The sequence below is a fragment of the Mesorhizobium sp. M1088 genome (assembly GCF_040318575.1).
Lineage (GTDB): Bacteria > Pseudomonadota > Alphaproteobacteria > Rhizobiales > Rhizobiaceae > Mesorhizobium.
In genome coordinates, this window is the sequence record NZ_JAMYMO010000020.1 from 12,686 (window position 1) to 36,782 (window position 24,097).

Consider the following 24,097-nt stretch of genomic DNA (forward strand, 5'->3'; position numbering starts at 1 on the left):
GTCGATTGGAGAGATCGCCGGAACCAGAGCCGCAGTCAACTGAATCAAAGACTTAACAGCTTGATTCAATATCTCAGCGTCAATGCGCCGGGCAGGATCTCGAAAGTCGCTGGTATGCGACCCGGCGATTCGCCGTCTATGTCGATCAGCGCGGCGTTCTTTTGCAGATCGCCGAGCGGCTCGACAACCACTTTCTTGCCGCGCAGGATGGTGATCGCAGGATGGTTGCGGTGCCGCCCGCCATAGAGCAGGCGGATGTCCCAGATCAGCTTCAGCTTGCCGGCGGCGCGCAGGATGACGATGTCGAACTCGCCGTCGTTAAGCTCGGCGTCGGGCGCGATCATCATGCCGCCGCCGAAGAATTTGCCGTTGGCCACCGCCACCAATGCCATGCGCGCCTCAACCGGGGCACCGTCGTCGATGGTGATCGCAACCTCCTGGAACCGATAGCGGAGGAATTCCCAGACCGTGCGCCAGTAGAACAGTGCCTTGGCCGAAACCTTGCCCTTGCGCCTGTCGGCGTTGACGGCACGGTCGGTAGCGCCGGAAAGCCCGAGGCTGGCGATGTTGATGAAATGGCGGCTGGCCAGTGCGCCATGGTCGTCGACATAGCTGATGCAGCCGGCATCGACCTTGCGCGGCTTGGCCTCGGCAATCCGCTTCAGCGTCAGATCGACATTGTTCGACAGGCCGAGCCCGCGGGCAAAGTCGATGCCGGTGCCGCAAGGCAGCAGCCCGAGTTCGGCCGTCCGGCCGCTTTCCCGGAAAGCCTTCAGCAGCCCGTCGGCGACTTCGCTGGCGGTGCCGTCGCCGCCGGCCGCGATCACCAGCTCGAAGCCGATGGCGGCAAGGTCGAGCGCCAGCCGTTCGGCATCCCCCTCGGCCTGCGTTTCACGCAGCTCGAAATCACCGAAATGTGTTTTCAGCGAAGCCGCAACCTCGGGCCAATGCCGCTTGAGCCTGCCGCCGCCGGCGATCGGATTGAGAACCACCGCGACCTTCAAGCCTGCCTCCCCAAGGCCATCGAACACGCCTTCCAATCATTTGCCGGCATTGAAGCCCGCGCCGGCCTGCGGGGCAAGGGTCGATTACCCGACAATGCGGCTTCGGCATCGAGGCGGCAAATCCCGACCGGCGGCGGCAGAGATCGGAAAGTCGCTATTTTGGCAGGGTCAGTCCCCGATAATCCCGCTATCCACAGGCATGCGGCAGTTCCGCCAAACGCTTATCCGACGTACGTTAAAACCCATCTCAGGCGGCTACCGATCGCCACGCCGAAAGGCAAAGCGGAACGGCGGATTTCCTGAGGCCCGTACGGCCCTGAACGAGAACAGGCTTGCTTGTTGGAGGGATGGACGCCGAGACCTACGGGGCCGCGGAAAGCGTGCGAACGCCGACGGCGGACCGATGCTGCCATGAAGGACGGCAAAAACCTTCGATGGCGCGCTGGGCAAAGCTCGCAAGAGTGGAGACCGGCGTGGTCCGGAACGGACGCTGCCCTCGGGTGGCGACTGGCAGGACCGTCAAAATCAAGGCCGGCATGGCGCGACATCTTTCGGGAGTTGCTGCCGCGACCGTGTCCTGATCTGACAGGGAGGCGCTGGGAGAAATCCCGGCGCCGACTGTCTTTGTGGCCCCGCCTGACGATTTTGCCGGCGACGCTTCACGCTGCGCCAAAATCAGCTACTATCCATTTGTCGTCGGGGGCCGTTTAAAGGGGCTGACGGCAGGGGGACATTTCATGACGCTCATCCAGAAGCTTGCTGTTGCCTATGCTTTCCTGTTCTTCGGCGTTGTTGCCATCGGCTATGTGCCGGCTTTCAACGACGCCGTCGGCAATCTGTTCGGCCTGTTCTCGCTGCAATGGTACGACGATTTGCTGCACGCCTTCTCCGGCGTCTGGGCGCTGGCCGCCGCCTTCATCTCGCACCGCCAGGCGGTGTTCTATTTCAAGCTGTTCGGCTCGGTCTATCTGTTCGACGGCGTGCTCGGCCTGGTCACCGGTTCCGGCTGCCTCGATGGCGGCATCTTCATCAACGGCTTCCGCTCCCTGAACGACATCGAATTCCCGGCCCGCTTCTTCGCCAACCTGCCGCACATCGTCATCGGCGGCTTCGCCGTCTACGTCGGGTTCTGGCTGTCGAAACGTGTGTACGACCATTTCGCCACGGCCTGACCGGCCATGTTCCTGTTCCGCTGGCTAAAGCGCATTATCAAGGCGATCCTCTGGCTCGTCGTCATTGTCGTGTTGATCCCGATCGCCGGGCTGGCCTACGGCTTTCTCACGACGCCGTCGCTGGACACAACGCCATTGCCGGGCGTCGCCGAGGGTGCCCCGCCAAAGGCGCTGGCCGACAAGATCCGTGCCGAGATCCCCGGCTACCAGCGGCCGGAGGAATCGACCTTTCTTACCTATCCGGAATGGGCCATCGTCTACGCCGCCCGCGAATATGCCGGCTTCGTCGACAAGAACCAGCCGAGCGGTTTTCCCTATCTCTCCTATATCGGCCGCTTCTGGCAGGACTATGCGATGGTCATCCGCGCCAGTTCTACCTACAAGTTCAACCTCGACAACCACCAGATGCTGGTGATCATCGGCACCAGCCACACGATCGAGCACGCCATCCAGTGGGCCTATGAAAATACGATCGGCCGCGTCACCGAAGCGACAGCCGGCAAGCGCACCGCCGTCGACATCTACCAGGCCAAGGTGGCGGCCGACTACGCCGGTTTTCTCGATCAGGTGCCGTGGTACCAGTTTCCCTATGCCGAAAAGCGTGCCGGCCTGTTTGCCGTCCAGCCGGCGCCGGACGACAGCGCCGTCCGCACCAGCGAACGCAAGCTCGCCTTCGGCCTCGCCGACACGGTCAAGCAGGGCTATGCCGATCTGATCAAGTCGGCGCTCGCCGCCACCACCGATCCCGCCTTGCTCGATATTCATGTCTGGGCCAAGGGTCCGGTCGGCGAGGTGACGCGCAACGAACCCGACACCTTGCTGGAGCGCGATCTCGGCGCCGACGGCGCGATCTTCGTCACCAGACGCTATCAGGTGTTCACCGACATGATCCCGCGCCTGATCGGCAAGGGCGTCTCCTTCGTCGAGATCGGCGGCAATGACGAGATCATGGTCACCATGCTTTCCAATGACGAGATCAATGTTCCCGAAGGCGCACGCACCTTGTTCAGCTACCCGCTTCCGGCGCAACCTTCGACGCGCCGCACCGGCCTGACCGTCGCCGTGCGCAAGCTGCACATCGTTCTGCCGGCGCTGATGACGGCGGGCGCCAGGCTCGAGCATGTCTACGATTACTGAGGCCTTTCGGTCACAGTCGGCCTCGGCAGGACGTTGCGTGATGCTCCGTCACGCTCATTCCACAATCGCGGCCAAATCCCGCCTTGTTCCGCAACGATTGATGATGCCGTAGACACGTTGTCTTGCGCACATGTGCCAGGCAACTCGGAGGGACACGACCGTGATCAAGACCGCCCTTGTCGCCATGACCATCGTCGGCTGCGATTGCGACGCCAGGCTTTGCGAATATATCGGCGAGACGCCCGCCAAATGGTCGACCATCGCCGAATGCGAAGCGGCGATGAAAAGCCAGATGCTGCACGAGCGCAATTTCGACTATCCGCTGGTCTCCGGCATCTGCCGGATACAGAACTCGTCTTCGTCATCGCAGCTCGCTGCGACCGCTTCCGAGCCTGAATTGACGACGGCCAGTACGGCCGCGACAGACCCGCTGCCACCGGAACTGAGCCATCGGCCCAGTGCTGCGGTCGGAACGCAGGCCACGGCGACGGAAACGGAAGCCGTCCGGCCGGTCGCCTATGAAGCGGCGGTCGATGGCGGCCGCGCCGTGGTCTACCGCACGAAGGCCGGCTACGCCGTGGTCAAGACCGATCTCGGCCGCGCCGCATCGGCAACGATCGGCATCGCCAGGCGTTCGGCGAACTGGCTGGCGGCGAAGCTGCCTGACGGTTTGTAGCCGCCGCTTCAGGCCGTGCCGATCAGTGCCTTGACGGCGCGATAAAAAATCGACGAAAACAGCTCGCCCGGATCGTATTGCAGCTTCTTCGCCAGGAAGGACGGCAGTTCCGGATAGGAGGCAAGCAGCTCCTTGCCTGTGTAGTGGAGCTGGTAGGGCAGGAAAAAACGCCCGCCATGCTTGATCGTCACGTCGATCAGCGCCCTTGTCAGCGCCCGCATCCTGGCATTGCCGTCAGCGTTTGTCGGCTGATTGATGTAGAGCACCAGCGAATAGGCCGGCTCCGGCGCATAATTCAGCGCCACATCCTCCTTGTGGACGATGCGTACCGACGCGTTGAGCACCGGCAGGGTCTGGTTGCGCAGGATCTCGCGCGCTTCCGCGATGAACGGGTTATAGGCCGCCCGCGGGATGAAATACTCGTGCAGGATGTCGGTCTCATCGAGCAGATCGTTGAACAGATAGGGCACTGAATCGTGCATCGGATGGTTGCGCGTGACGAGGCAGGCCTCGCCCTCGCCCATTGCCGTCGTCCGCGCCACCGTGCAGCTCTCGAATTGCGGCTCCAGCGTCTTTTCGGTGAACCATTTCAGCTCCTGGAACAGGCTGCCCCATTTCGCCAGGTTGATGATCACCCGCTTGAGCCCGACCGAACCCGGTTCACCGATTGCCGGCTGGTCGGCCGGCGGCTGGTCGGCGACCTTATCATAGCGGTAGACGATCATATCCTCGAGGAAATTGCCCGGCGCAGTCGACAGATGCCCATAAAACAGACCGATCGCCCTGTTTGGCTCCAGAACCTCGGCGAAGAACGTCGGGAAATCGTCCGATTTGATGATCTCGCGCGAGGTCCGGTAGACGGCGTTGTCGACGATGTCGAGTGTCGCCTCCAGCACCACGCCGAACAGGCCGTAGCCGCCGACGACGTGGCGGAACAGCTCGGTATTTTCGGCCGGTGAGCAGGTCGTCACCGAACCGTCCGCCAGCATCACCCGCATCGATCGGATCGAGCCGGCGACCGAGCCGGCCTGGTGGTCCATGCCATGCGCGTTGACCGACAGCGAGCCGCCGACCGAAAAGATGTCGGTCGACTGCATCGCCTTCACCGCGAAGCGCGGGTGCAAAAGGTTCTGGATGTCGTGCCAGCGCGCGCCCGGCTGCAAGGTCATCGTCTTTGCAGCCGGGTCGATACTGAGCTTGTTGAATTTACGCATGTCGAGGACCAGCGCGTTGTCGTCGAAGGCGTGGCCGCCCATCGAATGGCGCACCGCCGCGACCGAGACCTTCAGGCTATTGGCGCGGGCAAAGGCCAGCGCGCTCGCGATGTGGTCTTCCTTGCTGACTTCGATAACGCCGTAGACCGGTGTCATCGACAGGCCGCTGGCATCGTTGATGTTGCCGCCTTTGGTCAGCCATGGCAGCGCCGGATCGTAGGCTGGCGCTCCCTCCAGCGGCTTCTGCGCCAGGTCGATGCCGTCAATGTCGGCGATGCGCCCGGAATTCTTCTGCCCCGACGGACCGCGCGCCAGCCGCGCCACGGTCGTGCCGCCCCAGAGCATCGCGCCGCCGACCACGGTTGTACCCAGCAGCAGCCGCCGCGACAGGCGAAACCCCTTGCGTTCTTCGACCATAACCCCACCCCACTGCCCCAGGAATAGCGCCTGATGGAGACAAAAACCAGTTGCCAATCAGACGTTCGGCGAACGATGATCCGGTTTGTCTGGCGAAAATGTCGAAAGCAGTCGCATCATGAAGCTTGCAGCCCGTATCGCGCTTGCCCTGTTGCTTGCGTTTGCTCCGGCATCAGCCGACGCGCAGACTCCTGGTCAAGGCGACGACAAGGTCGTCAGCGTAGCTGGCGACGATCCGGAGATGGCGGCCGCTATCGAGCAGGCGCGTGCCAGCCTCGACGACTTCCTGGTATTGGCCGACGCACCGCCATCCGGAACGGCCGACTTCCAATTGAAAGTCGTGGTCAGGGACGGGGACGCCACTGAACATTTCTGGGTCTTTCCCTTCCACCGGACGGCGGCCGGATTTGCAGGAACCTTGGACAACGAGCCGCAGACCGTGCACAACGTCGTGGCAGGCCAGGAGATCGAATTCAGCCGGGACGATATTTCCGACTGGGGCTACATGAAGAACGGCCGCCGGGTGGGAAGTTTCACTGTCTGCGTTCTCTTCAAAAAAATGTCGAAGGAAGACGTCGACTATTATCGCCAAAACTATGGCTTCGATTGCTGACGGCTGAATTCTAGTTCAACCGGCTTCTACATCCTTCACGCCGATCTTGCGGACCAGTGCCGCGGTCGCCAGGATCGTGGCCATGTCGGCGATCATCGGCGCAACATGCTTGGCATAGTCGAGCGGCACAGAGATGTCCGGCAGTTCGAAGAAGTTCTTCGTCTGCGGAAGCAGCAGAAAGCCGTCGCTGCCGTTGAGCGCGACGCGTGCCGGTTCCTTCGGCCATGTTTCGCCAAGCCATTCGAGCGCCTGCGCCAGCCGGCCGGTCACCAGCGGCCGCGCCGCTTCGATGTTGTCGGTGTGGAACTCGTAGGCGGCGTCGAGTTCGGGTAGGCCGCATGACAATTGTTCCGTCTTGCTGCCGAACATGCCTCGGAAGAAACCTACCACCATATTGGCACGGCGCGCCGCCACCAAGATTCCCGGGAACGGCGCAATGGTGTCGAACGCGATAATGACGCCCTTGAACGCCTGAGATGTGGTCTTGCCGTTCCTCTCCAGCAGCGTCACCTCGTAGAGCTCGAACGCAAAGCCTTCATACCGACCGGAGACGACGTCCTCGAAATACGAACGGTTGAACACGCCAATCGTCTCGCGCGGCAGCCGATCGAAGGAGTTCGGCGTTACGCCATGCTGATAGCGCACGTCCTGGATGAAGCCGAAGACGATCGGCAGCAAACTGTTGCGGAACGTCTGCTGCAATTTGCGCGCCGGCCTGATCGCCTGGAGATAGAGCAGGATCGCCGCCAGGAACCCGCCGATATAGAGGAACACATGCGGGGTCGAGAACCACTGCTCGTTGGGGTCGGCAACCGCATTGAAGAGCCAGGCCACCAGCGCCACGAAGACAACCACCGATCCGATGAAAAGTGGCACCCGCCAGTGCGTCCGGCGATAGGCCGAAGCCCTTTGCGCCTCGTAGGCCTCGATGTCCTTCCTGAGGCCGGCGATCACCGCTTCGCTCGGCAAGAAATCCGCAGTTTCCATCACCCACCCGCCCCACAAGCCCGCCCGCGTTGGGCATGATAGCCGGTTTGGTGGACCGCGTCAGCGCAGCTGTCAGCGCCCGGCACCGAAGATTGCATCGAGGCGGGCCAGAACCCTTTGCCTGGATTTTCCCGCCAGCGTTTCAACCGGCATCAGCCGCTCGTGATCGCCGGCGCGCAGCCGCATGAAGGCATGCAGCCGGTAGGCGGCGATGGCCCCGCGCGTGCCGGGATCGTCGCTGATGTCGACGACGAGAATGGCGCCGATGCGGCCGGGCCATGGCTGCCGCGCGAAGGCGGTGCCGATGAAATCGCCGAGCCCATAGGCAACGAGCGTCTTGCCGATCCGCTCGATCGGCTGCACGACATGGGCATGATGTCCGGCGATCAGGCCGACGCCATGTTCGGCCAGAAGTCGCGCCATTGCCCGTGTCTTCGCACGTGGAAAATGCCGGAATTCCCAATCCCAATGCGGCACCGCGCAGAGGAGGTCGACACCCGAAGCGGCAGCGTGCGGCCATTGCGTCGGATCGGCTTGCATCGAGACTCGGCCCGCGAACTGAGCCTCGTCGGTATTGCGCCACAAGGTAAAGGCGGCAAGGCCTATGGTCAGCGAACCAACCGCAAACCGCTCGACCGGAGCCGCAGTGCCGATCGTGCGGATGCCTAATTGCTCCAGCGCGGCGACGGTCTCGTCGAAGCCGGCAATACCCTGGTCGAGCACATGGTTGTTGGCCAGCGACAGCACCAGTTTTTCACGCGAAATGCCGGCGGCGGCCAGCGCCTCGGCAAGGAACCGCTCGCTCATCGCGTGGTGCGTGCCAAGCCTGGTGCCCAAAACAGCGCTCGGCCGCTCCACCACCGGGCTTTCGCAATTGCCGACCACCAGATCGGCCGAGGCAAGCAGTGCCGCAATCGCCGGATCGCAGTCCGGCGCGCGGCGATTGGCCACCGCCGAGATATCGCCGACGAAAGCCAGCCGCACCGTCCGCGCCGGCAGTGGTTCGAGCAGGGCTGCGGCCGCCGGAGCAAAGCTGCGCGCGTCGCCGTCGAGCGAAGGCCGGAGGAAGCGTGGCAGCCAGGACAGTTTGTAGGAAAGCGGATAGTTCGACACGCGACGCCCAATCGTTTGCCTTGTGTAGACCGTCCGCCGGATTGATTGAAGCGTCGACTGTTGTGGGTGAACCACTGGGCCACAGGCGCAGCGAACCAAATGCGTGTATGATCCACTGCGGAGCGACAAAAGGGGCGATCACGATGAAACGTTTTTCCAGGCTGGTGGCGTGCGCCATCATTCTTCTCCTGCCGCTGGCTTTACCCAGCGCCGCGGCTCCCGAAGCGGCGGCCCTGTTTGAGGCAAAAATCGTAGCCGAACGCGACAGCGCTCTTGCCGCTCTGGAAGCCGCCGCGCCAGGCGATCCGGCAGCCGCCTACGCCGCCGGCGCCGGCGAATTCTTCACCGCGCTGGAGATCCTGGCCGGCGGCCTGCACCGCCACGGTTTCGACAGCCCGCAATCGTTCATGCTGCCGCTGATGCGGCTGCCGGTGCCGGACAATGCCAATCCCGAGCCGCTGGCCTACGAACAATTCCGCGCCATTCTCGTCGCCTTCCGCGACCGGCTGGAGAAATCCGCAGCCACGCTCGGTTCGGTACCCGCCGACGCGGACATCGGCATTGTCATCGACCTCACCCGCCTCGGCATCGACCTCAACGAGGACGGCACGATCGCGCCGGACGAGAGCGCCGCCGCGATCATGGCGTCTCTGTCACGCGGCGGTGGTGCGCCAGACGCGGCCGCACCCGCCCTCACCTTCCGCTTCGACCGCGCCGACGGCTATTGGCTGCAGGGCTATGCCGAGTTCCTGATGGCGCAGGCCGACTTCTGGCTGGCGCATGATTTCAGAAACACGTTCGACGGCTCCTTCCACATGCTGTTCCCGCGCGCAAAACTGCCGCTGCAGGATACGCTCGTGCCGCTGGACGGTGGCACGAATGGCGGCATCCTGACGTCCGAATGGCGACTAGCCGACTTTATCTCCCTGGTGCATCTCATTAACTGGCAAGTGGTCGAGCCTGAGCGCCGGCAAGCGGCACGCCGCCATCTCATGGAAATGATCCGGCTGTCGCGCGAGGACTGGAAAGCCATCCGCGCCGAAACCGACAATGACCGCGAATGGCTGCCCGGGCCGCAGCAGAAAGGCACCAGCCCGCTGACCGGTCTCGAAGTTGGTGAGCAGCAGGTACAGGCCTGGCTCGCCGCCCTTGATATGGCCGAGGATCTGCTGGAGGGACGCACCTTGCTGCCGCATTTCCGCAGCGCCGACAAAGGCATCAACATGAAGCGCTTCTTCGGCGAGCCGAAGCCCTTCGATCTGGTGCTGTCGATCACCGGCCCGGCCATCGCGCCCTATCTCGAACGCGGCAAGACTCTCACCAGCGAGGAGTTCAACCAGATCCAGCGCCAGTTTGGCGGCGCCGGGTTTCTGACGTTCGCGCTTTGGTTTAATTGAGCGGCGCACTTCGACGTTGCTCCTGACAACCTGCTGTCAGCAGCCAAATTGCGCGCGGCACCCTTCACCACTCCGCTCTTTCCATTTTGGCCGATACCTCCCATATTCGGGGCCATGGCCAGACTCTCCGACAAGAAAACGCCGCCGCCGGCGAATGACGAGCGCGCTTCGCCGCCCAAGCGGCGCAGTCCGCTGACCGATTTCCTCGATGCGTCGGAGCCCCTGTACAAGGGCGGCTTTGCCGAGGCGCCGCAGGCCGAGTTCACCGGCGCGCCGCTGACCGGTTCGATCGCCGACTGGGCCGAACAGATCAAGCAGGAAGCCGAGAAGGAAGGGCGTCAAATCTCCCCCCTCGAGGGGGAGATGTCGCCGAAGGCGACAGAGGGGGTCGCCGGAGGCAGCGCGGGACGCAAAGGAACGTCGAGTACTGCCGCACCGACCCCACCCGGCGGCTCCGCCGCCACCCTCCCCTCGAGGGGGAGGGAAGGCGCCAAGTCTGCCAAGAAAATCCCCGAGCGCTCCTCTTCCCCCGGCCGTACGGCACGCGGCACCTCGATGGGCGGCGCGGCTTCGGCGCGGGAGCGCACTGCGGCCGGTCTCAACCCTGTCGCTGGCCTCGATGTCTCCCTGGAAGAAGCCGAGACCATGGCTTCCGGCGGTGTCACCGCCACCGTCGCGGCACTGTCGGCGCTGATCGAATCCGGCAATCCGCTGCACAAGGACGGCGTGCTGTGGACGCCGCACCGTCCCGCCCGGCCGGAAAAATCCGAAGGCGGCATCGCCATCAGGATGGTCTCGGATTTCGAGCCCGCCGGCGACCAGCCGACCGCGATCAAGGATCTCGTCGAGGGCGTCAACAGCAACGACCGCACCCAGGTGCTGCTCGGCGTCACCGGCTCGGGCAAGACCTTCACCATGGCCAAGGTGATCGAGGAGACGCAGCGCCCCGCTCTGATCCTGGCGCCCAACAAGACGTTGGCCGCGCAGCTCTACTCCGAGTTCAAGAAATTCTTCCCGGAAAACGCCGTCGAGTATTTCGTCAGTTACTACGACTATTACCAGCCGGAGGCCTATGTGCCACGGACCGATACCTACATCGAGAAGGAATCCTCGATCAACGAGCAGATCGACCGCATGCGCCATTCGGCGACGCGCTCACTGCTCGAGCGCGACGACGTCATCATCGTCGCCTCGGTGTCCTGCATCTACGGTATCGGCTCGGTCGAGACCTACACGGCGATGACCTTCCAGATGCAGATCGGCGACCGGCTCGACCAGCGCGCGCTGCTCGCCGACCTCGTCGCCCAGCAATACAAGCGCCAGGATATCAATTTCGTCCGCGGTTCGTTCCGGGTGCGCGGCGACACGATCGAGATCTTCCCGGCTCACCTTGAGGATCGCGCCTGGCGCATCTCGCTGTTCGGCGACGAGATCGAGGCGATCACCGAGTTCGATCCGCTGACCGGCCAGAAGACCGGCGAGCTGAAGAGCGTCAAGATCTACGCCAATTCGCACTATGTGACGCCGCGGCCGACCTTGAATCAAGCCATCAAGTCGATCAAGGAAGAACTGAAGTATCGCCTGCAAGAGCTTGAAAAGGCTGGCCGCCTGCTTGAGGCGCAGCGGCTCGAGCAGCGCACCCGCTTCGACCTGGAGATGCTTGAGGCGACCGGTTCCTGCGCCGGCATCGAGAATTATTCGCGCTATCTGACCGGCCGCAAGCCGGGCGATCCGCCGCCGACCTTGTTCGAATACATCCCCGACAATGCGCTGGTCTTCATCGACGAAAGCCATGTCACCATACCACAGATCGGCGGCATGTATCGCGGCGACTTTCGTCGCAAGGCGACGCTGGCCGAGTATGGTTTCCGCCTGCCGTCCTGCATGGACAACCGGCCGCTGCGCTTCGAGGAGTGGGACGCCATGCGCCCGCTCTCCGTCGCGGTTTCGGCGACGCCCGGCGCCTGGGAGATGGAGCAGTCCGGCGGCGTCTTCGCCGAGCAGGTCATCCGCCCGACCGGCCTCATCGACCCGCCGGTCGAAGTACGCCCGGCCAAGACGCAGGTCGACGACGTCGTCGGCGAAATCCGCGAAACCACGAAGGCCGGCTACCGCACGCTGGTCACCGTGCTGACCAAGCGCATGGCCGAGGATTTGACCGAATATCTGCACGAGCAGGGCATTCGCGTGCGCTATATGCACTCCGACATCGACACGCTCGAGCGCATCGAGATCCTGCGCGACCTGCGCCTCGGCGCCTTCGACGTGCTCGTCGGCATCAACCTGTTGCGCGAAGGCCTCGACATTCCCGAATGCGGTTTCGTCGCCATTCTCGATGCCGACAAGGAAGGTTTCCTGCGCTCCGAGACATCGCTGATCCAGACGATCGGCCGCGCCGCCAGAAACGTCGACGGCAAGGTCATCCTCTATGCCGACCAGATCACCGGCTCGATGGAGCGGGCAATGGCCGAGACCAACCGCCGTCGCGAAAAGCAGATGGAGTGGAACGCGGCCAACGGCATCACCCCGGAATCGGTCAAGTCGCGCATTTCGGACATCCTGGACTCGGTCTACGAAAAAGATCATGTCCGCGCCGATATCTCGCAGTTCACCGACAGCGCCGGCGCGATGATGGGCAACAATCTGAAAGCGCATCTCGACGCCCTGGACAAGCAGATGCGCGATGCCGCCGCCAATCTCGATTTCGAGAAGGCAGCCCGTATCCGCGACGAGATCAAGCGGCTGCGCGAGATGGAGCTGTCCATCTCCGACGATCCGCTGGCCAAATATGCCGACATGGAAAGCCCGGTCTCGGGCCGCGAAAAGGGCAAGCACAACAAGGGCGTGGCCAAACACCGTACATCGGAGGAACAGGAGCGTTTCCGCAAGCTCGACGAGGCACGTTCGGCCGAAGAGGCGGCCCGGCCCAACCTCTTCCGCAAGCCGGCACTCGACGAGATGGGCGCCGACGGCGCCGTGCCGGTGAAGAAGCCGCTGTTTTCGAAGCCCTCGCTCGACGCCATGGGGCCGGGCACGGATATGCCGACCCCGGCCGGCGCAGTGTCGCGTTCGCTGTTCAAGAAGCAGTCGGCCGAAGAGGCGCACGGCTCCGACTTCGGCATCCCGGGCGAACCGACCAAGCCGCTATTCAAGAAGAACTCGCTCGACGAGATGACCGTGCGGCGGACGGAAAAGCCGGTCGAAGGAAAGGTGCCAGCGAAACCACAGCCGATCTCCCCCCGTGTGGGGGAGATGCGCGGCAGGGCAGAGGGGGGCGCAAAGGAACGCAACGATTCCGCCAAACCCATTGTCCGCCAGCGCAGTGGTATCGGCTCCTACGAAGACCCGGCCGACGCCCGCCGTGAAAAGCGCCGCCCCGGCAAGACGGGGCGCCCGGGACGCTAGCGAGCTTCCCTTCTCCCCCTGGGGGAGAAGGTGGATCGGCGCGCAGCGCCGAGACGGTTGAGGGGTGCTGGACGGATCGCCGTCGGTGCCAAGCTGGAGCACCCCTCATCCGACCGCTTCGCGGCCACCTTCTCCCACAAGTGGAGAAGGGGGAGCCTAGCCACTTGCCATCGGCCCTAGCCTTGGTGTAGCCAGTTTCTACAACTCGAACGTCTTGAAAGGAGGGCTGCGTGTTATTTTCTCACCACCGTCAGCGCGGCCCTGTCTTTGCCCTGCGAGCTAGCTTGCAGGGCTGACCAGGGACGGTCCGGGTTTTTCCCCGCTTCGATTTTTTGGTCTGCCCTTCGTGGTGCGCAATGCCGAGCCTAATGGCTGGCACGTGCACCGTCAAAGTGCATTGAGCCGGGCTCCGGCAAGACCAGAGAAATCAAAATGGCCCTGATCAGCCTCAAATCCCTCGGCGTCACCCTGAATGCGCCGCTGTTTTCCAACCTCGACCTCACCATCGGCACCGGCGACCGGCTCGGCATCGTCGCCGCCAATGGGCGCGGCAAATCCACTTTGCTGAAGTGCCTGACCGGCGAGATGGAGCCGACATCAGGCGACATCACCCGTACGCGCGGCCTGCGCGTCGGCTATGTCGAGCAAGTCGTCCCGGCAGCGCTGGCCGGGCGCAGCTTCCAGCAGGTGGTCGCTGATGCCTTGCCGGCCGGACAGGTCGAAAGCGAACAATGGCGCGTCGATGTGGTTCTTGACTCGCTTGACGTGCCAGAACCGATGCGCGGGCGGCCAATGCAGGCGCTGAGCGGCGGCTGGCAAAGGCTGGCGCTGATCGCCCGCGTCTGGGTCACCGATCCCGACGTCCTGCTTCTCGACGAGCCGACCAACCATCTCGACCTCGGCAAGATCAGCCAGCTCGAGACCTGGCTGAACGCGCTGCCGCGCGAGGTGCCGGTGGTGATCGCCAGCCATGACAGGGCGTTCCTCGATGCCACGACCAACCGCACGCTGTTCCTGCGTCCCGAACAATCACCGGTGTTTTCGCTGCCCTATTCGCGGGCGAGGCTTGCGCTGGACGAGGTCGACGCCTCGACCGAACGCAAGTTCCAGCGCGACATGAAAGTGGCGCAGCAGCTGCGCCGGCAAGCGGCCAAGCTCAACAATATCGGCATCAATTCCGGCAGCGACCTTTTGACGGTCAAGACCAAGCAGCTCAACCAGCGGGCAGAGCGCCTGGAAGAAGCGGCAGCGCCGGCACACCGCGAAAAGTCGGCGGGCGCGATCAAGCTTGCCAACCGCGGCAGCCATGCCAAGGTGCTGATCACGCTCGACGAGTTGGTGGTCGGAACACCTGACGGCACGGTTCTGTTCAGCACCGGCAAGCGCCACATCTGCCAAGGCGACCGCATCGTCCTGCTCGGCCGTAACGGCGTCGGCAAATCACGGCTGATCGGCCTGATCCGGAACGCCATCGTCGAGCCGGAAACGGCGGCGCAAAGCCTGAAGGTGACACCGTCGACCGTGCTCGGTCATAGCGACCAGGCGCTGTCCGGCATCGACGGCGATGACACGCCGCTGGCGATGCTCTCGCGCAAATTCGACGTCGGCGAGCAGCGCGCCCGCTCGCTGCTCGCGGGCGCCGGCGTCAGCATCGACATGCAGGAGCGAAGGATCGGCGTGCTGTCCGGTGGGCAAAAGGCGCGGCTGATGATGCTGGCGCTGAGGCTCGCCAATCCCAACTTCTATTTGCTCGACGAGCCGACCAACCACCTCGATATTGATGGCCAGGAGGCGCTGGAAGCGGAATTGCTGGAACATCAGGCGAGCTGCCTGCTTGCCTCGCACGACCGCTCCTTCATCCGCGCGGTTGGCAACCGCTTCTGGCTGATCGAGAAACGGCGGCTGACCGAGGTCGACGACCCGGAAGCTTTCTTCCGGGAGGTAGCCGAAGCCGGCGGTTAAAAAATTGCGGAAAAAATCCGGCGCTCTGTCGGATGATGATCGCATGCCACGTCCTTAGGTTGCCGACACGGTGATGCCGGCGCCAATCGAGGAGAAAGCATCATGTCCATTCTGTCATCCATAGGTCACGCCGTAACGCGTTACTCGGCGGCTCGCGCCCGTTATCGCAGCGAACGCGCCATCCTGTCATTGCCGATCGAGCTGCGCAAAGATATTGGCTGGCCGGAAATCGTCGTCGACGCGCAAAAACAGCCCGCGGATTCGCATCGAAGGTTGAAGGTGGCAGTTGGCCGTCGCGGCAGGCGCCATTTCAAATCCAAAAAACCATCGGCCGTGTAGGATCGTCGCCGTTCCGTTCGTCCTGTGGTTCGCAAAGGCAAACCAGACGCAAAGAGGAGCATGACATGAATGACCAGCCGCAGACCCAGCCCGCCGCCAAAGTGCTTGGCGGATTGACGCCCTACCTTCAGCTTGACGGCGCTTTCAAAGCCGCAGAATTTTACCGAAAGGCCTTCGGTGCCGAGCAGGTCTTTGCCTATCCGCCGGATGAACAGGGCCGGACCATGCATATCCATCTCCACATCAACGGTTCGACCCTGATGCTTTCCGACTTCTATCCCGAGCATGGAATGGCCGCTGTGAAACCGCAGGGCTACACCATGCAGCTCCATCTCGGCAGCGACGACATCGACGCCTGGTGGAAGCGGGCCATCGAGGCGGGCTGCAAGGAAGTCGTGCCGTTGCAGGTGATGTTCTGGGGCGACCGCTGGGGTAATATGCGTGATCCGTTCGGTGTCGAATGGGCAATGAACGCACCGGTGAAAGCAGCTTAGCATTCCACACAAGCTGTGTCTGAAATCACCTCTCCCGCTCCAGACGGAGAGGAAAACGATCGCATGGAGGAAATCAGATGTCCTATGTCGACGGTTTCGTACTTGCCGTACCAAAGGCAAAGCTCGATGCTTACAAGAAGCTGGTGGAAACCGGCGGCGCCGTCTGGAAGGAGCACGGTGCTCTTGCCTACGTCGAATGCGTCGGCGACGACGTCCCTTATGGCGAGCTCACCTCGTTCCCGCGCGCCGTACAGGCCAAGGACGACGAGGTCGTCATCTTCTCATGGGTGGTCTACGAATCGCGCCAGAGCCGCGACGCGGTGATGGCCAAGGTGATGGCCGATCCTCGTCTCAAGCAGGACTGGGAGACCATGCCGTTCGACGGCAAGCGCATGATCTTTGGCGGTTTTCAGCCCTTCATCGAGCTGTAGGCGCCCCTCGATCAAGTTTATTGAGCAGCGGCTTCAGCCGGTCGCCATAGCGCTTCCACAGGTCGACCGAGCCCTGATACATCGGCTGGCGCACTTGCGCAGCCGACGCCGTTCGCACCGGCCGGTCGGTCTGGTGGAACGACAGCACGGCGTCGTCCCACGGCAGGCCGAGATGGGCGATCAGCGCCCGCGACTGGCCTTCCTGGTCGGCGACGAAATCCTCGTAGCGAACGTCGTGCACGACATCAGGCAGCACGGCGTGCCAGTGCGCCATGATGTCGGTGTACAGATTGTGGAAATCGGCGAGCTCGTCGAGATCGTAGCCGTAGCGATGGCTGTCGCCGCGGAAGTGCACCTTATAGATCGACAGGCAGGTCGCCGCCGCATCGCGCGCGCAATGGATGATCTTGGCCTTCGGCAGCATCATATGGATGAAGCCGACCAAGAGGAAATTGCCGGGCATCTTGTCGGTGACGTGCCGAAAACCCGGATAGCGGGCGTGCAGCATGTCGAGATAGGCCTGGCCGGCCTCGGCATAGGCCTTGTCGGGCATGTCGGCGATGCCCCAGGGAAAGCCGCCCTTCATGCTGAGCGGAAACTGCTTGCCGACCGCCGTCTTCAATATGCTGAGCTCGCCGGCGCCATAGACCTGCGGATGGCTGGCGATGATCTGCTCGACCAGCGTGGTGCCGGAACGCGGCATGCCGACGACGAAGATCGGAGTGTCCTCGGCTATCTCGCTCGGCTTGTGCCTTTCAAAAAAGGCCTTGTCGAACACCGCCTTCATCGCCTCGAACTCGCCGCGCGTCTTGCCGGCGTCGTAGTCGATGCCCTGGCGGCGGATCGCGTTGCCTTCGGCGAAATAGTCGAAGGCGCGGCCATACTCCCTGAGGTCGTCATTGGCCTTGCCGAGACCGAAGGAAAGCTGCATGCGCGCCAGGCTGCCTTGCGGCGCCTTGGCGTGCTCCGCCTCCATGCGGGCAAGCTCGGCGTCGCGCTCCTTTTGGCGCTTGACCTGGGTAAGCATCAGCCAGGCCCTCGCCATGCCGGGGTCCACAGCCAGCGCCTGCCTGAAAAGATCCGCAGCCTCGTCGAGATTGCCCTTTTCCATCAGCCCGACACCCAGGCCGTGCAAAAGATCGGCATCCTTCGGCCGGATCGTCAGCGCCTCGCGAAAAACAGCCAGTGCCTCATCCAGCCGGCCCGCTTCCTGCAGCGTTTCGGCAAGCCCGACGCGGGCGCGGACATGGAACGGGTTACGGCCCATCGTGCCGCGATAAATATCCTCGGCGCCTTCGAATTGGCCGAGCTGCTTCAGCGACGAGCCGAGATTGTCACGCGCCGCCAACTGGTCCGGCCGAATCGCCACCACCTTGCGGAAGAGATCGGCGGCGGCCGCGACCCGGCCGAGGTCGCGCAGCACGGTGCCGAGATTGTTGAGGAAATCCGGATTGTTCGGTTGCAGACGCACCGATTGTTCGATCAGCGCCAGCCCCTCAGCGCTGCGCCCGGTCTGGTGCAGCAGAAGCCCGAGGAAATGCGCAGCAGCCGGGTGGTTGGCCTTTTGCGCCAGCACCTGTCGGTAAAGCGCCTCGGCTTCCTGCCGGCGCCCCGCCTGGTGCAACTGCAGCGCTTGCTGCACGTACTGGTCGAGCCCCAGTGGTGGCTGCCCGCCTGAGCCGTAACGTGCGCCTGCCGGTTGTCTCGGATCTCTGTTGATGGGAAACCTGCCGTGTTGTCCGCCTGCCGCGATCTAGGCCATCGCTGCGGCGCGTGCAAGAGCAGAGGCGGTCGCAAGGGAGCGAACCTCGGAACCCACCGAGCTAGCGGAAGTCGGCCGGCGTCAGCACATACATGTTCCTGCGGCCGTGCGAGTAGGCTTGGCGCGCAATCTCGTGGATCGACGAACGCTTGGCGTCGAAGGCGCTGAGAAATTCGGCCTCGGCTCCGCTTGCAGCCGGGTTTGCCGCCGAAAGTGCCGCGACCTCGACAAAGAACGGGACTTCGAGCATGCCGTCATGGCCGACGAAACGAATGCGCTTGGCCGCCGGGTCATAGGAGCGGCTGGGATTGGGAAAATTGAGCGTCATGGCTCGCGCGTCAAATCAGGCGGTTGCTTTCGACAAGCTGGCGCGCCCGCCGCGCCGTGCCGTCGGTGTCGGCAATCCTTCGCCTTGCCGCCTCGTCGCTTCTTATCGTGAGACGCGGCGACAAGACCTTTATCGGCTTTGCGACAGGACTGACTGCAACTGTCGGGACATCCGGTGTTCTTGCGGAGTTCATGACTCTCTTCCTTCCATTGCTAGATAAATACAAATGCCGGAGGAATTTTTTCGGAAGTTCTTCAAACAATTTTTGAGGTGCACCGGGACCGTATCATCGTTCTGCGGATAACTATAGAAAAGTAATTTGACGTTGGTAGGGGTAAGAGGCCGAAAACTTCTTGAATAAGTCGTATTTTCAGACTAGAGGTATGAAACCGTTTGGGTCATGCTTGGCCCCGCGGTGTCAGGGATTCTCGGCCCGCCAAACTTATCCAAATCGCCGACACCTGGTACCGCAATGCAGGCTCCGCTTCCGGGGCAGGCCGGAAAGAAACTTCAAGGCACGAGAACTTCAAGGCACAAGCGAGAACTTCGAGGCGCACAAGAATGTCTGCTCGCAGTACCCATTCCATAGCGCATTTCGCGGCACCTTTCGTGCTTGGCGGGCTGGATGGCATGCAGCCGGCCGGCGACTATGACATCGACCACGACGAAGAACTGATCGACGGCATGTCCTGGCCTGCCTGGCGCCGCGTCGCCACTTTCATCCATCTGCCGGCAAGGACAGTGAAAAGCGCGACCAGCCAGCTTGTCGCCATTGACCATGCCGAGCTCGACGCAGCGCTTCGGCACGACCAGGAGAATGTCACATGATCCGCTTCCAGCAGAATGCGCGGCGCACGGACACGCCGGCGCATATCTTCACCGTCGGCCAGACCGTCCGCATGAAGAGCCGCACCGGCCTTGCCCAAAAGACCGCGGAGCTGTTCCAGATCAAGAGCCGGCTGCCGGTCAAGGACGGCTCGCCGCAATATCGCATCCGCAGCGATCAGGAGACCTATGAGCGGGTCACCACGGAAGACAATCTCGAACCGGTCGACAACCCGGCCAACTGAGCCGACGCGCCACAACGCTGCTTCACATGCTGATAATGCCGCAGATCCGCATCTCCAACGGGAACGGCGCTGAGCTCTACGCCGGCCCCCAGATGGTGCTTATCCGGCCAGGCTGTAGGTCGGTGCGCTAGCAGGGCCCGTCATCGACGACGCGATAGTCCGCCGCGCGGGCTTCGCATTCGTTGGGGAATGTGCGCAGTTCGCCATGGCGACGGGCACAGACGGGGCGGTATTCGCGGGTGCAGAATGTCTGCTCCTCACCGCCACCACCACCGCCGCGGCACTCGCCCTCGCGAATGATGCGGTATCCGGCCCGTTCGGCAAGGCAGGCATTGGCAAAGGTCTGGCGGTCGCCGCCGCGCCGGGCACAGACCGGGTCATATTGCCTGGTGCAGAATTGCGGCCCCGGCCGTGGCGGGCGCGGCCCCGGCCCCTCATCATCCACCACGACGGTGCAGGCTGCGAGAATTGCCGACAGGAACAGGATGGAAAAAACCTGCCGCGGAAAGATTGCCGCAAGAAACCGCATGAATGTTCTCTCCCTCGAAACTCCGGCCCGCACAAATGGTGCCTGGGTCAGGCCGATCCTCGTCATTCCGCTGCCAGATGCAACCCCTGTTTGCAACTGGCGAGCCAGAGCGGTATGCCGGCGCAAGCCAAGACAGCACCTGCCCCGCTTGCTGGACCATGCCTGGGTGAAGTCTGGCCGATGACCGCGCAGCGAACCCGGACTATCGGTGCGATGCGTCGGGATGCGCCTGTTGGGGCCGCCCGCGGCTGTGTCTTGCAAGCATCACGTTTCCGTGCGATAAATTTTGTGTTCGGGCATTTGCGACCCGGAGAGCGGAACGTTTTGGACGACCTTTCCCCGATACTGTGAATCTCTGACAGCCCCGTTTTCGGCGGGGGGTTTTACCATGCGCCAATGCATGACTGCCGAAGCAACCACCGGGACTTGCCCACGGCGCCAGGCGGCGGGCGGAACCACCAAGACTGACACGGGTGAAGGAGTTTCCCCAATGGCCCAGACCGGCACCGTTAAATTCTTCAACGCTACCAAAGGCTTCGGCTTCATCACGCCCGATGGCGGCGCCAAGGATGTGTTCGTCCACATCTCGGCGATCGAGGCTTCCGGGCTGCGCACGCTCGTCGACGGTCAGAAGGTCACCTTCGATGTCGAGCCCGACCGTATGGGCAAGGGTCCGAAAGCGGTCAATCTCCGCGCCGCCTGAACGGCGGCGTTCCGCGCGTCCTTTCGGGGTGTGAGGATGCTGCAAGGCTTTTGAGTGAACTTGAATTCTGTAAAGGCGCGGCGGTTTTCGTCGCGCCTTTTGTGTTCCGGGATGCTTGCCGGCACCCGCAAAACTTTCTCTTGCCGATGGCACTAAAATAAAGGACAAATTTCCGTCCGGGCATTTGCCGGCCCGAGACTGGACTTGTGGGATCAAAGGAGCTTCCCATGCCGCAGACCGGCACCGTCAAATTCTTCAATCACGCCAAGGGCTTCGGCTTCATCACGCCGGACGACGGGGCAAAGGATGTCTTCGTCCATATTTCGGCCGTGCAGGCGTCGGGTCTTCCCGGTCTCGAGGATGGGCAGAAAGTGACATTCGACACCGAGCCGGACAAGCGCGGCAAGGGTCCGAAAGCCGTCAACCTGTCGATCGGCTGAACCACCCCCGGGCAGAATGGACGTGGGCCGGTCTGGCCTGCGGTATTTGCCGCACGCTTGAACCGCCCAGTTAGATGAACCGCCTGGCCAAATTTCGTTCAGCCCCCGTTCAGCCACGGTCGCATATTAATCTTCGTTAAAGCCGGACCGCATCCCCCGAAACGACCCGGGCCGGCACGAAGGAGACTGACATGAACCGAATTTTCAAGACTGCCATCCTGTCCGCCGCGGTCGTTGCGACCACGCTTGCGACCTTGCCCGCGGCCAATGCCGACGAATGGCGCCATCACCGCCGCCACCACGGCCACGGCGACGCCGTTGCGGCCGGCGTGCTCGGCCTTGCGGCCGGTGCCCTGATCGGCGGTGCGCTCGCCAGCCCGCAGCCCCGCTATTACGACCCGGCCTATGATGATGAATACTACAGGCCTGCCCCGGTGCGCCGTTATTACGTGCAGCCGCGAGTGGCCTATGCCGAAAGCTATGCGGAGCCGTGGACCCGCGGCTGGTACGAATACTGCTCGGACCGCTACCGGAGCTTCAACGCCCGTACCGGCACGTTCACCGGCTATGACGGCGAACAGCATTTCTGCACCGCCAATTAGCGGAGGCAGTTTCCCGTCGGAAAAAAGCGCGGTCGCACAGGCCGCGCTTTTTGTTTCCGGCAAGCGGTTTCAGACCAGAAAAGGATTGCTCCGCCGCTCCTCACCAAAACGGCCGCCGGGACCATGGCCGCAGATAAAGCCGATGTCGTCGCCCAACGGCAAAAGCTTCTCCTTGATCGAGGCGATCAGCGCGGCGTGGTTGCCGCCCGGCAGATCGGTGCGGCCGACCGAACCGCGGAACAGCACGTCGCCGACATGGGCGAACTTCGCAGCCCGGCTATAGTAGACGACGTGGCCGGGTGCATGGCCCGGACAATGGAGCACCTCGAACACGTGCGAGCCGAACGAAACGGTCTCGCCTTCGGCAAGGAACCGGTCGGGGACACAGTTGCGCACGGGATCGGTGATGCCGTAGCGCTTTGCCTGGTTCTCGAGATTGGCGAGCAGCGGCCGGTCGGCGGCATGCGGACCGATGATCTCGATACCGAGCGCCTCCTTCAACTCCATGGCCCCGCCGGCATGGTCGATATGGCCGTGCGTAATCCAGATCGCGCCGGCAGTGATCGCATTGTCCTCGAGCGCCGCCAGCACCTTGTCGATGTCGCCGCCCGGATCGACGACAACGCCTTGCCTGTCGTCCATGTCGAAGAGGATGGTGCAGTTCTGCTGGAACGGCGTGACCGGCACGATGCCGGCGTTGAGCTGACCCATATTCGTCCTTTCACGCTGTCGGAGCGCTGCGCGTCCCCTCGAACGCGTCAGGAGAGCTCCAACCTTGAACCAGGCCCTGATGTAGAGACACACGCGAACGGCGTCCACCGCTCCCACGAACGGCAAACGAAATGGGCGGCCGAAGCCGCCCATTTGAAAACCTGAAACGTCAAAGCTTATTTCTTCATCGCGTTCATGACCGCACCGATGATGCCGGTCAGGATGGCGCCGCCGCCGGCACCGCCAACGATATTTGAAATGTTCAACGCGCTGCCGGCCCCTGCCGCCGTGGCGGCGGCTGCCGGATCGACCGAGCCACCCAGCAGACTGTTGAGGATGGCCGCACCGCCGACGCCGCCGACAGCGCCGCCCAGGATTTTGGTAAGCTGCCCCATCGCCGCAGTCTTGATAGCCGCGCCAACCGCCTGACCACCGATGATACCCGTAATCACCTGAATAATGATCGGAAGAAGCGTGTTCATATCCATATTTCCAGTCCCTCCATAGCTGCCAGCCTCCCGGGCCGACCCCATCATGAGACGCCGAATTGTGTGAAAGTCAAATGCAGAAGCGCTTAAATAAAAGGGGCGGCCCGAAAACCGCCCTTACTAGTTAAAAAAGCTGTGACTTTCGTTATTCTGCAGCGATTGCGTGCTTGGGCTGAACGGCCGCAGAATAGTCATTCATCAGCGTCTTGGCGATTTCGCCGACCTCGAATCGGTATGGACCGATCTCCGAAACCGGCGTCACCTCGGCTGCCGTCCCGGTGAGGAAGCACTGCTGGAAGCCTTCAAGCTCATCCGGCATGATGGCGCGCTCGATCACCTCCAAACCGCGGTCCTTGGCAAGGCCGATAACCGTGCGGCGGGTGATGCCGTCGAGGAAGCAATCAGGCTTGGGCGTATGGATCTTGCCGTCCTTGACGAAGAAGATGTTGGCGCCTGTCGCTTCCGCCACCTGGCCACGCCAGTCGAGCATCATGGCGTCGGCATAGCCCTTGGCCTCGGCGGCATGCTTGGACATGGTGCAGATCATGTAGAGGCCGGCCGCCTTCGATTTCGACGGTGCGGTGCGCGGGTCGGGGCGGCGCCATTCGGCCATGTCGAGGCGGATGCCCTTGAGCTTCTGCGCCGGGTCGAAATAGCTTGGCCACTGCCAGATGGCGATGGCGCAGTTGATCCGACTGTTCTGTGCGGAAACGCCCATCTGTTCGCTGCCGCGCCACGCGATCGGCCGGACATAGGCGTCCTGGAAACCTTGCTTCTTCAACAGCGTGCGGCAGGCGTCGTCGATCTCGGCGACCGAGTAGGGTATCTTGAAGCCAAGCAGGCGCGCCGATTCATGCAGGCGTTCGGTGTGGTCGGTCAGCTTGAAAATTTCGCCGCCATAAGCGCGCTCGCCCTCGAATACCGCGCTGGCGTAGTGCAGCCCGTGGGTCAAGACGTGGATCTTGGCGTCGGCCCATTTGACGAATTCGCCGTTCATCCAGATAAAGCCGTCCAGTTGGTCGAAGGGAACGGATGCCATGGTAACCTCCCGCGGGCGGCAGCCCGCACATCATTGTGTCGTTGCGTGTTTCGCCTCGGCCGCT

26 protein-coding genes are annotated in these 24,097 nt (G+C 62.9%); 15 read left to right on the forward strand and 11 right to left on the reverse strand.

Annotated features, from left to right (window positions below; translation table 11 throughout):
* Positions 1–65 precede the first annotated feature (65 nt).
* Complete coding sequence (locus tag NKH49_RS21315) at positions 66–1,004, reverse strand: diacylglycerol/lipid kinase family protein (protein ID WP_352927705.1); 939 nt, start codon at positions 1,002–1,004, stop codon at positions 66–68.
* 737 nt (positions 1,005–1,741) lie between these two features.
* Here NKH49_RS21315 and NKH49_RS21320 point away from each other — a divergent pair.
* From NKH49_RS21320 to NKH49_RS21330, 3 genes are all read left to right on the forward strand, one after another.
* Entirely contained in the window at positions 1,742–2,176 is a 435-nt protein-coding gene (locus tag NKH49_RS21320) for a hypothetical protein (RefSeq protein ID WP_352927708.1), read from the forward strand.
* Positions 2,177–2,182: 6 nt separating this feature from the next.
* Positions 2,183–3,313, forward strand: a complete 1,131-nt coding sequence (locus NKH49_RS21325; protein WP_352683497.1) for a hypothetical protein — start codon at positions 2,183–2,185, stop codon at positions 3,311–3,313.
* Positions 3,314–3,473: 160 nt separating this feature from the next.
* A complete protein-coding gene (locus NKH49_RS21330) occupies positions 3,474–3,989 on the forward strand; it encodes a hypothetical protein (RefSeq protein WP_352836590.1) in 516 nt (171 codons plus the stop codon).
* Between the two features lie 8 nt (positions 3,990–3,997).
* Here NKH49_RS21330 and NKH49_RS21335 read toward each other — a convergent pair whose 3' ends face one another.
* Positions 3,998–5,620, reverse strand: a complete 1,623-nt coding sequence (locus tag NKH49_RS21335; protein ID WP_352927712.1) for an FAD-binding oxidoreductase — start codon at positions 5,618–5,620, stop codon at positions 3,998–4,000.
* A gap of 118 nt (positions 5,621–5,738) precedes the next feature.
* On the opposite strand from NKH49_RS21335, the gene NKH49_RS21340 reads away from it, so the two are divergent.
* Positions 5,739–6,233 carry a YegJ family protein gene (locus tag NKH49_RS21340; RefSeq protein ID WP_352927715.1) on the forward strand — a complete coding sequence of 165 codons (495 nt, stop codon included), beginning with the start codon at positions 5,739–5,741 and terminating at the stop codon, positions 6,231–6,233.
* Between the two features lie 15 nt (positions 6,234–6,248).
* On the opposite strand, the gene NKH49_RS21345 is transcribed toward NKH49_RS21340, so the two are convergent.
* Positions 6,249–7,220 (reverse strand): hypothetical protein, encoded by a 972-nt coding sequence (locus NKH49_RS21345; protein WP_352927718.1) that lies wholly within the window; start codon positions 7,218–7,220, stop codon positions 6,249–6,251.
* Between the two features lie 72 nt (positions 7,221–7,292).
* On the reverse strand, positions 7,293–8,333 hold the full coding sequence (locus tag NKH49_RS21350) for a CapA family protein (RefSeq protein ID WP_352927721.1): 1,041 nt from the start codon (positions 8,331–8,333) through the stop codon (positions 7,293–7,295).
* A 143-nt stretch (positions 8,334–8,476) separates the two neighbouring features.
* On the opposite strand from NKH49_RS21350, the gene NKH49_RS21355 reads away from it, so the two are divergent.
* The 6 genes from NKH49_RS21355 (at position 8,477) to NKH49_RS21380 (ending at position 16,361) form a co-directional block, all read left to right on the forward strand.
* Positions 8,477–9,730, forward strand: a complete 1,254-nt coding sequence (locus tag NKH49_RS21355) for a hypothetical protein (protein WP_352927724.1) — start codon at positions 8,477–8,479, stop codon at positions 9,728–9,730.
* Between the two features lie 114 nt (positions 9,731–9,844).
* Entirely contained in the window at positions 9,845–13,135 is a 3,291-nt protein-coding gene (gene uvrB / locus NKH49_RS21360; RefSeq protein ID WP_352927727.1) for an excinuclease ABC subunit UvrB, read from the forward strand.
* A gap of 432 nt (positions 13,136–13,567) precedes the next feature.
* Positions 13,568–15,097 carry an ABC-F family ATP-binding cassette domain-containing protein gene (locus NKH49_RS21365; RefSeq protein ID WP_352469763.1) on the forward strand — a complete coding sequence of 510 codons (1,530 nt, stop codon included), beginning with the start codon at positions 13,568–13,570 and terminating at the stop codon, positions 15,095–15,097.
* A gap of 102 nt (positions 15,098–15,199) precedes the next feature.
* The gene (locus tag NKH49_RS21370) at positions 15,200–15,436 is read left to right on the forward strand and encodes a hypothetical protein (RefSeq protein ID WP_352927730.1); all 237 of its coding nucleotides are present in this window, start codon (positions 15,200–15,202) and stop codon (positions 15,434–15,436) included.
* Between the two features lie 65 nt (positions 15,437–15,501).
* Complete coding sequence (locus tag NKH49_RS21375; protein ID WP_352850321.1) at positions 15,502–15,930, forward strand: VOC family protein; 429 nt, start codon at positions 15,502–15,504, stop codon at positions 15,928–15,930.
* A 77-nt stretch (positions 15,931–16,007) separates the two neighbouring features.
* Complete coding sequence (locus NKH49_RS21380; RefSeq protein WP_352850320.1) at positions 16,008–16,361, forward strand: DUF1428 domain-containing protein; 354 nt, start codon at positions 16,008–16,010, stop codon at positions 16,359–16,361.
* On the opposite strand, the gene NKH49_RS21385 is transcribed toward NKH49_RS21380, so the two are convergent.
* The 3 genes from NKH49_RS21385 to NKH49_RS21395 all read right to left on the reverse strand — a co-directional run bounded on the left by NKH49_RS21385 (position 16,348) and on the right by NKH49_RS21395 (position 18,644).
* The gene (locus tag NKH49_RS21385) at positions 16,348–18,003 is read right to left on the reverse strand and encodes a tetratricopeptide repeat-containing sulfotransferase family protein (RefSeq protein ID WP_352850319.1); all 1,656 of its coding nucleotides are present in this window, start codon (positions 18,001–18,003) and stop codon (positions 16,348–16,350) included. The genes NKH49_RS21380 and NKH49_RS21385 overlap by 14 nt on opposite strands.
* A 181-nt stretch (positions 18,004–18,184) precedes the next feature.
* On the reverse strand, positions 18,185–18,451 hold the full coding sequence (locus NKH49_RS21390) for a DUF1488 family protein (protein WP_352683477.1): 267 nt from the start codon (positions 18,449–18,451) through the stop codon (positions 18,185–18,187).
* Between the two features lie 10 nt (positions 18,452–18,461).
* Positions 18,462–18,644 carry a hypothetical protein gene (locus tag NKH49_RS21395; protein ID WP_352927734.1) on the reverse strand — a complete coding sequence of 61 codons (183 nt, stop codon included), beginning with the start codon at positions 18,642–18,644 and terminating at the stop codon, positions 18,462–18,464.
* Between the two features lie 368 nt (positions 18,645–19,012).
* On the opposite strand from NKH49_RS21395, the gene NKH49_RS21400 reads away from it, so the two are divergent.
* Together NKH49_RS21400 and NKH49_RS21405 are read left to right on the forward strand one after the other, a co-directional pair.
* Positions 19,013–19,279 (forward strand): hypothetical protein, encoded by a 267-nt coding sequence (locus NKH49_RS21400; protein ID WP_352927737.1) that lies wholly within the window; start codon positions 19,013–19,015, stop codon positions 19,277–19,279.
* Complete coding sequence (locus NKH49_RS21405) at positions 19,276–19,521, forward strand: hypothetical protein (protein WP_023678408.1); 246 nt, start codon at positions 19,276–19,278, stop codon at positions 19,519–19,521. Before NKH49_RS21400 ends, NKH49_RS21405 begins: the two co-directional genes overlap by 4 nt.
* A 127-nt stretch (positions 19,522–19,648) precedes the next feature.
* On the opposite strand, the gene NKH49_RS21410 is transcribed toward NKH49_RS21405, so the two are convergent.
* The gene (locus NKH49_RS21410) at positions 19,649–20,050 is read right to left on the reverse strand and encodes a Kazal-type serine protease inhibitor family protein (protein WP_023678409.1); all 402 of its coding nucleotides are present in this window, start codon (positions 20,048–20,050) and stop codon (positions 19,649–19,651) included.
* A 490-nt stretch (positions 20,051–20,540) separates the two neighbouring features.
* On the opposite strand from NKH49_RS21410, the gene NKH49_RS21415 reads away from it, so the two are divergent.
* From NKH49_RS21415 to NKH49_RS21425, 3 genes are all read left to right on the forward strand, one after another.
* Positions 20,541–20,753 carry a cold-shock protein gene (locus NKH49_RS21415; RefSeq protein ID WP_006202520.1) on the forward strand — a complete coding sequence of 71 codons (213 nt, stop codon included), beginning with the start codon at positions 20,541–20,543 and terminating at the stop codon, positions 20,751–20,753.
* Between the two features lie 227 nt (positions 20,754–20,980).
* Positions 20,981–21,193 carry a cold-shock protein gene (locus NKH49_RS21420; protein WP_006202521.1) on the forward strand — a complete coding sequence of 71 codons (213 nt, stop codon included), beginning with the start codon at positions 20,981–20,983 and terminating at the stop codon, positions 21,191–21,193.
* Between the two features lie 191 nt (positions 21,194–21,384).
* Positions 21,385–21,795 (forward strand): BA14K family protein, encoded by a 411-nt coding sequence (locus tag NKH49_RS21425; protein ID WP_023678410.1) that lies wholly within the window; start codon positions 21,385–21,387, stop codon positions 21,793–21,795.
* Positions 21,796–21,864: 69 nt separating this feature from the next.
* Here the strand turns inward: NKH49_RS21425 and NKH49_RS21430 are convergent, their stop codons facing one another.
* The 3 genes from NKH49_RS21430 to NKH49_RS21440 all read right to left on the reverse strand — a co-directional run bounded on the left by NKH49_RS21430 (position 21,865) and on the right by NKH49_RS21440 (position 24,033).
* Positions 21,865–22,506 (reverse strand): MBL fold metallo-hydrolase, encoded by a 642-nt coding sequence (locus NKH49_RS21430; RefSeq protein WP_352450491.1) that lies wholly within the window; start codon positions 22,504–22,506, stop codon positions 21,865–21,867.
* A gap of 176 nt (positions 22,507–22,682) precedes the next feature.
* Positions 22,683–22,994 carry a hypothetical protein gene (locus NKH49_RS21435; protein ID WP_352450492.1) on the reverse strand — a complete coding sequence of 104 codons (312 nt, stop codon included), beginning with the start codon at positions 22,992–22,994 and terminating at the stop codon, positions 22,683–22,685.
* Between the two features lie 145 nt (positions 22,995–23,139).
* On the reverse strand, positions 23,140–24,033 hold the full coding sequence (locus tag NKH49_RS21440; protein ID WP_352450493.1) for a branched-chain amino acid aminotransferase: 894 nt from the start codon (positions 24,031–24,033) through the stop codon (positions 23,140–23,142).
* Positions 24,034–24,097: the final 64 nt, after the last annotated feature.

Coding starts and splice junctions, on each gene's coding strand:
- NKH49_RS21320 (WP_352927708.1), top strand. CDS start 1,742: ATGACGCTCATCCAGAAGCTTGCTGTTGCCTATGCTTTCCTGTTCTTC.
- NKH49_RS21325 (WP_352683497.1), top strand. CDS start 2,183: ATGTTCCTGTTCCGCTGGCTAAAGCGCATTATCAAGGCGATCCTCTGG.
- NKH49_RS21335 (WP_352927712.1), bottom strand. CDS start 5,620: ATGGTCGAAGAACGCAAGGGGTTTCGCCTGTCGCGGCGGCTGCTGCTG.
- NKH49_RS21340 (WP_352927715.1), top strand. CDS start 5,739: ATGAAGCTTGCAGCCCGTATCGCGCTTGCCCTGTTGCTTGCGTTTGCT.
- NKH49_RS21345 (WP_352927718.1), bottom strand. CDS start 7,220: ATGGAAACTGCGGATTTCTTGCCGAGCGAAGCGGTGATCGCCGGCCTC.
- NKH49_RS21355 (WP_352927724.1), top strand. CDS start 8,477: ATGAAACGTTTTTCCAGGCTGGTGGCGTGCGCCATCATTCTTCTCCTG.
- uvrB (WP_352927727.1), top strand. CDS start 9,845: ATGGCCAGACTCTCCGACAAGAAAACGCCGCCGCCGGCGAATGACGAG.
- NKH49_RS21365 (WP_352469763.1), top strand. CDS start 13,568: ATGGCCCTGATCAGCCTCAAATCCCTCGGCGTCACCCTGAATGCGCCG.
- NKH49_RS21370 (WP_352927730.1), top strand. CDS start 15,200: ATGTCCATTCTGTCATCCATAGGTCACGCCGTAACGCGTTACTCGGCG.
- NKH49_RS21375 (WP_352850321.1), top strand. CDS start 15,502: ATGAATGACCAGCCGCAGACCCAGCCCGCCGCCAAAGTGCTTGGCGGA.
- NKH49_RS21380 (WP_352850320.1), top strand. CDS start 16,008: ATGTCCTATGTCGACGGTTTCGTACTTGCCGTACCAAAGGCAAAGCTC.
- NKH49_RS21390 (WP_352683477.1), bottom strand. CDS start 18,451: ATGACGCTCAATTTTCCCAATCCCAGCCGCTCCTATGACCCGGCGGCC.
- NKH49_RS21395 (WP_352927734.1), bottom strand. CDS start 18,644: ATGAACTCCGCAAGAACACCGGATGTCCCGACAGTTGCAGTCAGTCCT.
- NKH49_RS21400 (WP_352927737.1), top strand. CDS start 19,013: ATGTCTGCTCGCAGTACCCATTCCATAGCGCATTTCGCGGCACCTTTC.
- NKH49_RS21405 (WP_023678408.1), top strand. CDS start 19,276: ATGATCCGCTTCCAGCAGAATGCGCGGCGCACGGACACGCCGGCGCAT.
- NKH49_RS21410 (WP_023678409.1), bottom strand. CDS start 20,050: ATGCGGTTTCTTGCGGCAATCTTTCCGCGGCAGGTTTTTTCCATCCTG.
- NKH49_RS21415 (WP_006202520.1), top strand. CDS start 20,541: ATGGCCCAGACCGGCACCGTTAAATTCTTCAACGCTACCAAAGGCTTC.
- NKH49_RS21420 (WP_006202521.1), top strand. CDS start 20,981: ATGCCGCAGACCGGCACCGTCAAATTCTTCAATCACGCCAAGGGCTTC.
- NKH49_RS21425 (WP_023678410.1), top strand. CDS start 21,385: ATGAACCGAATTTTCAAGACTGCCATCCTGTCCGCCGCGGTCGTTGCG.
- NKH49_RS21430 (WP_352450491.1), bottom strand. CDS start 22,506: ATGGGTCAGCTCAACGCCGGCATCGTGCCGGTCACGCCGTTCCAGCAG.
- NKH49_RS21435 (WP_352450492.1), bottom strand. CDS start 22,994: ATGGATATGAACACGCTTCTTCCGATCATTATTCAGGTGATTACGGGT.
- NKH49_RS21440 (WP_352450493.1), bottom strand. CDS start 24,033: ATGGCATCCGTTCCCTTCGACCAACTGGACGGCTTTATCTGGATGAAC.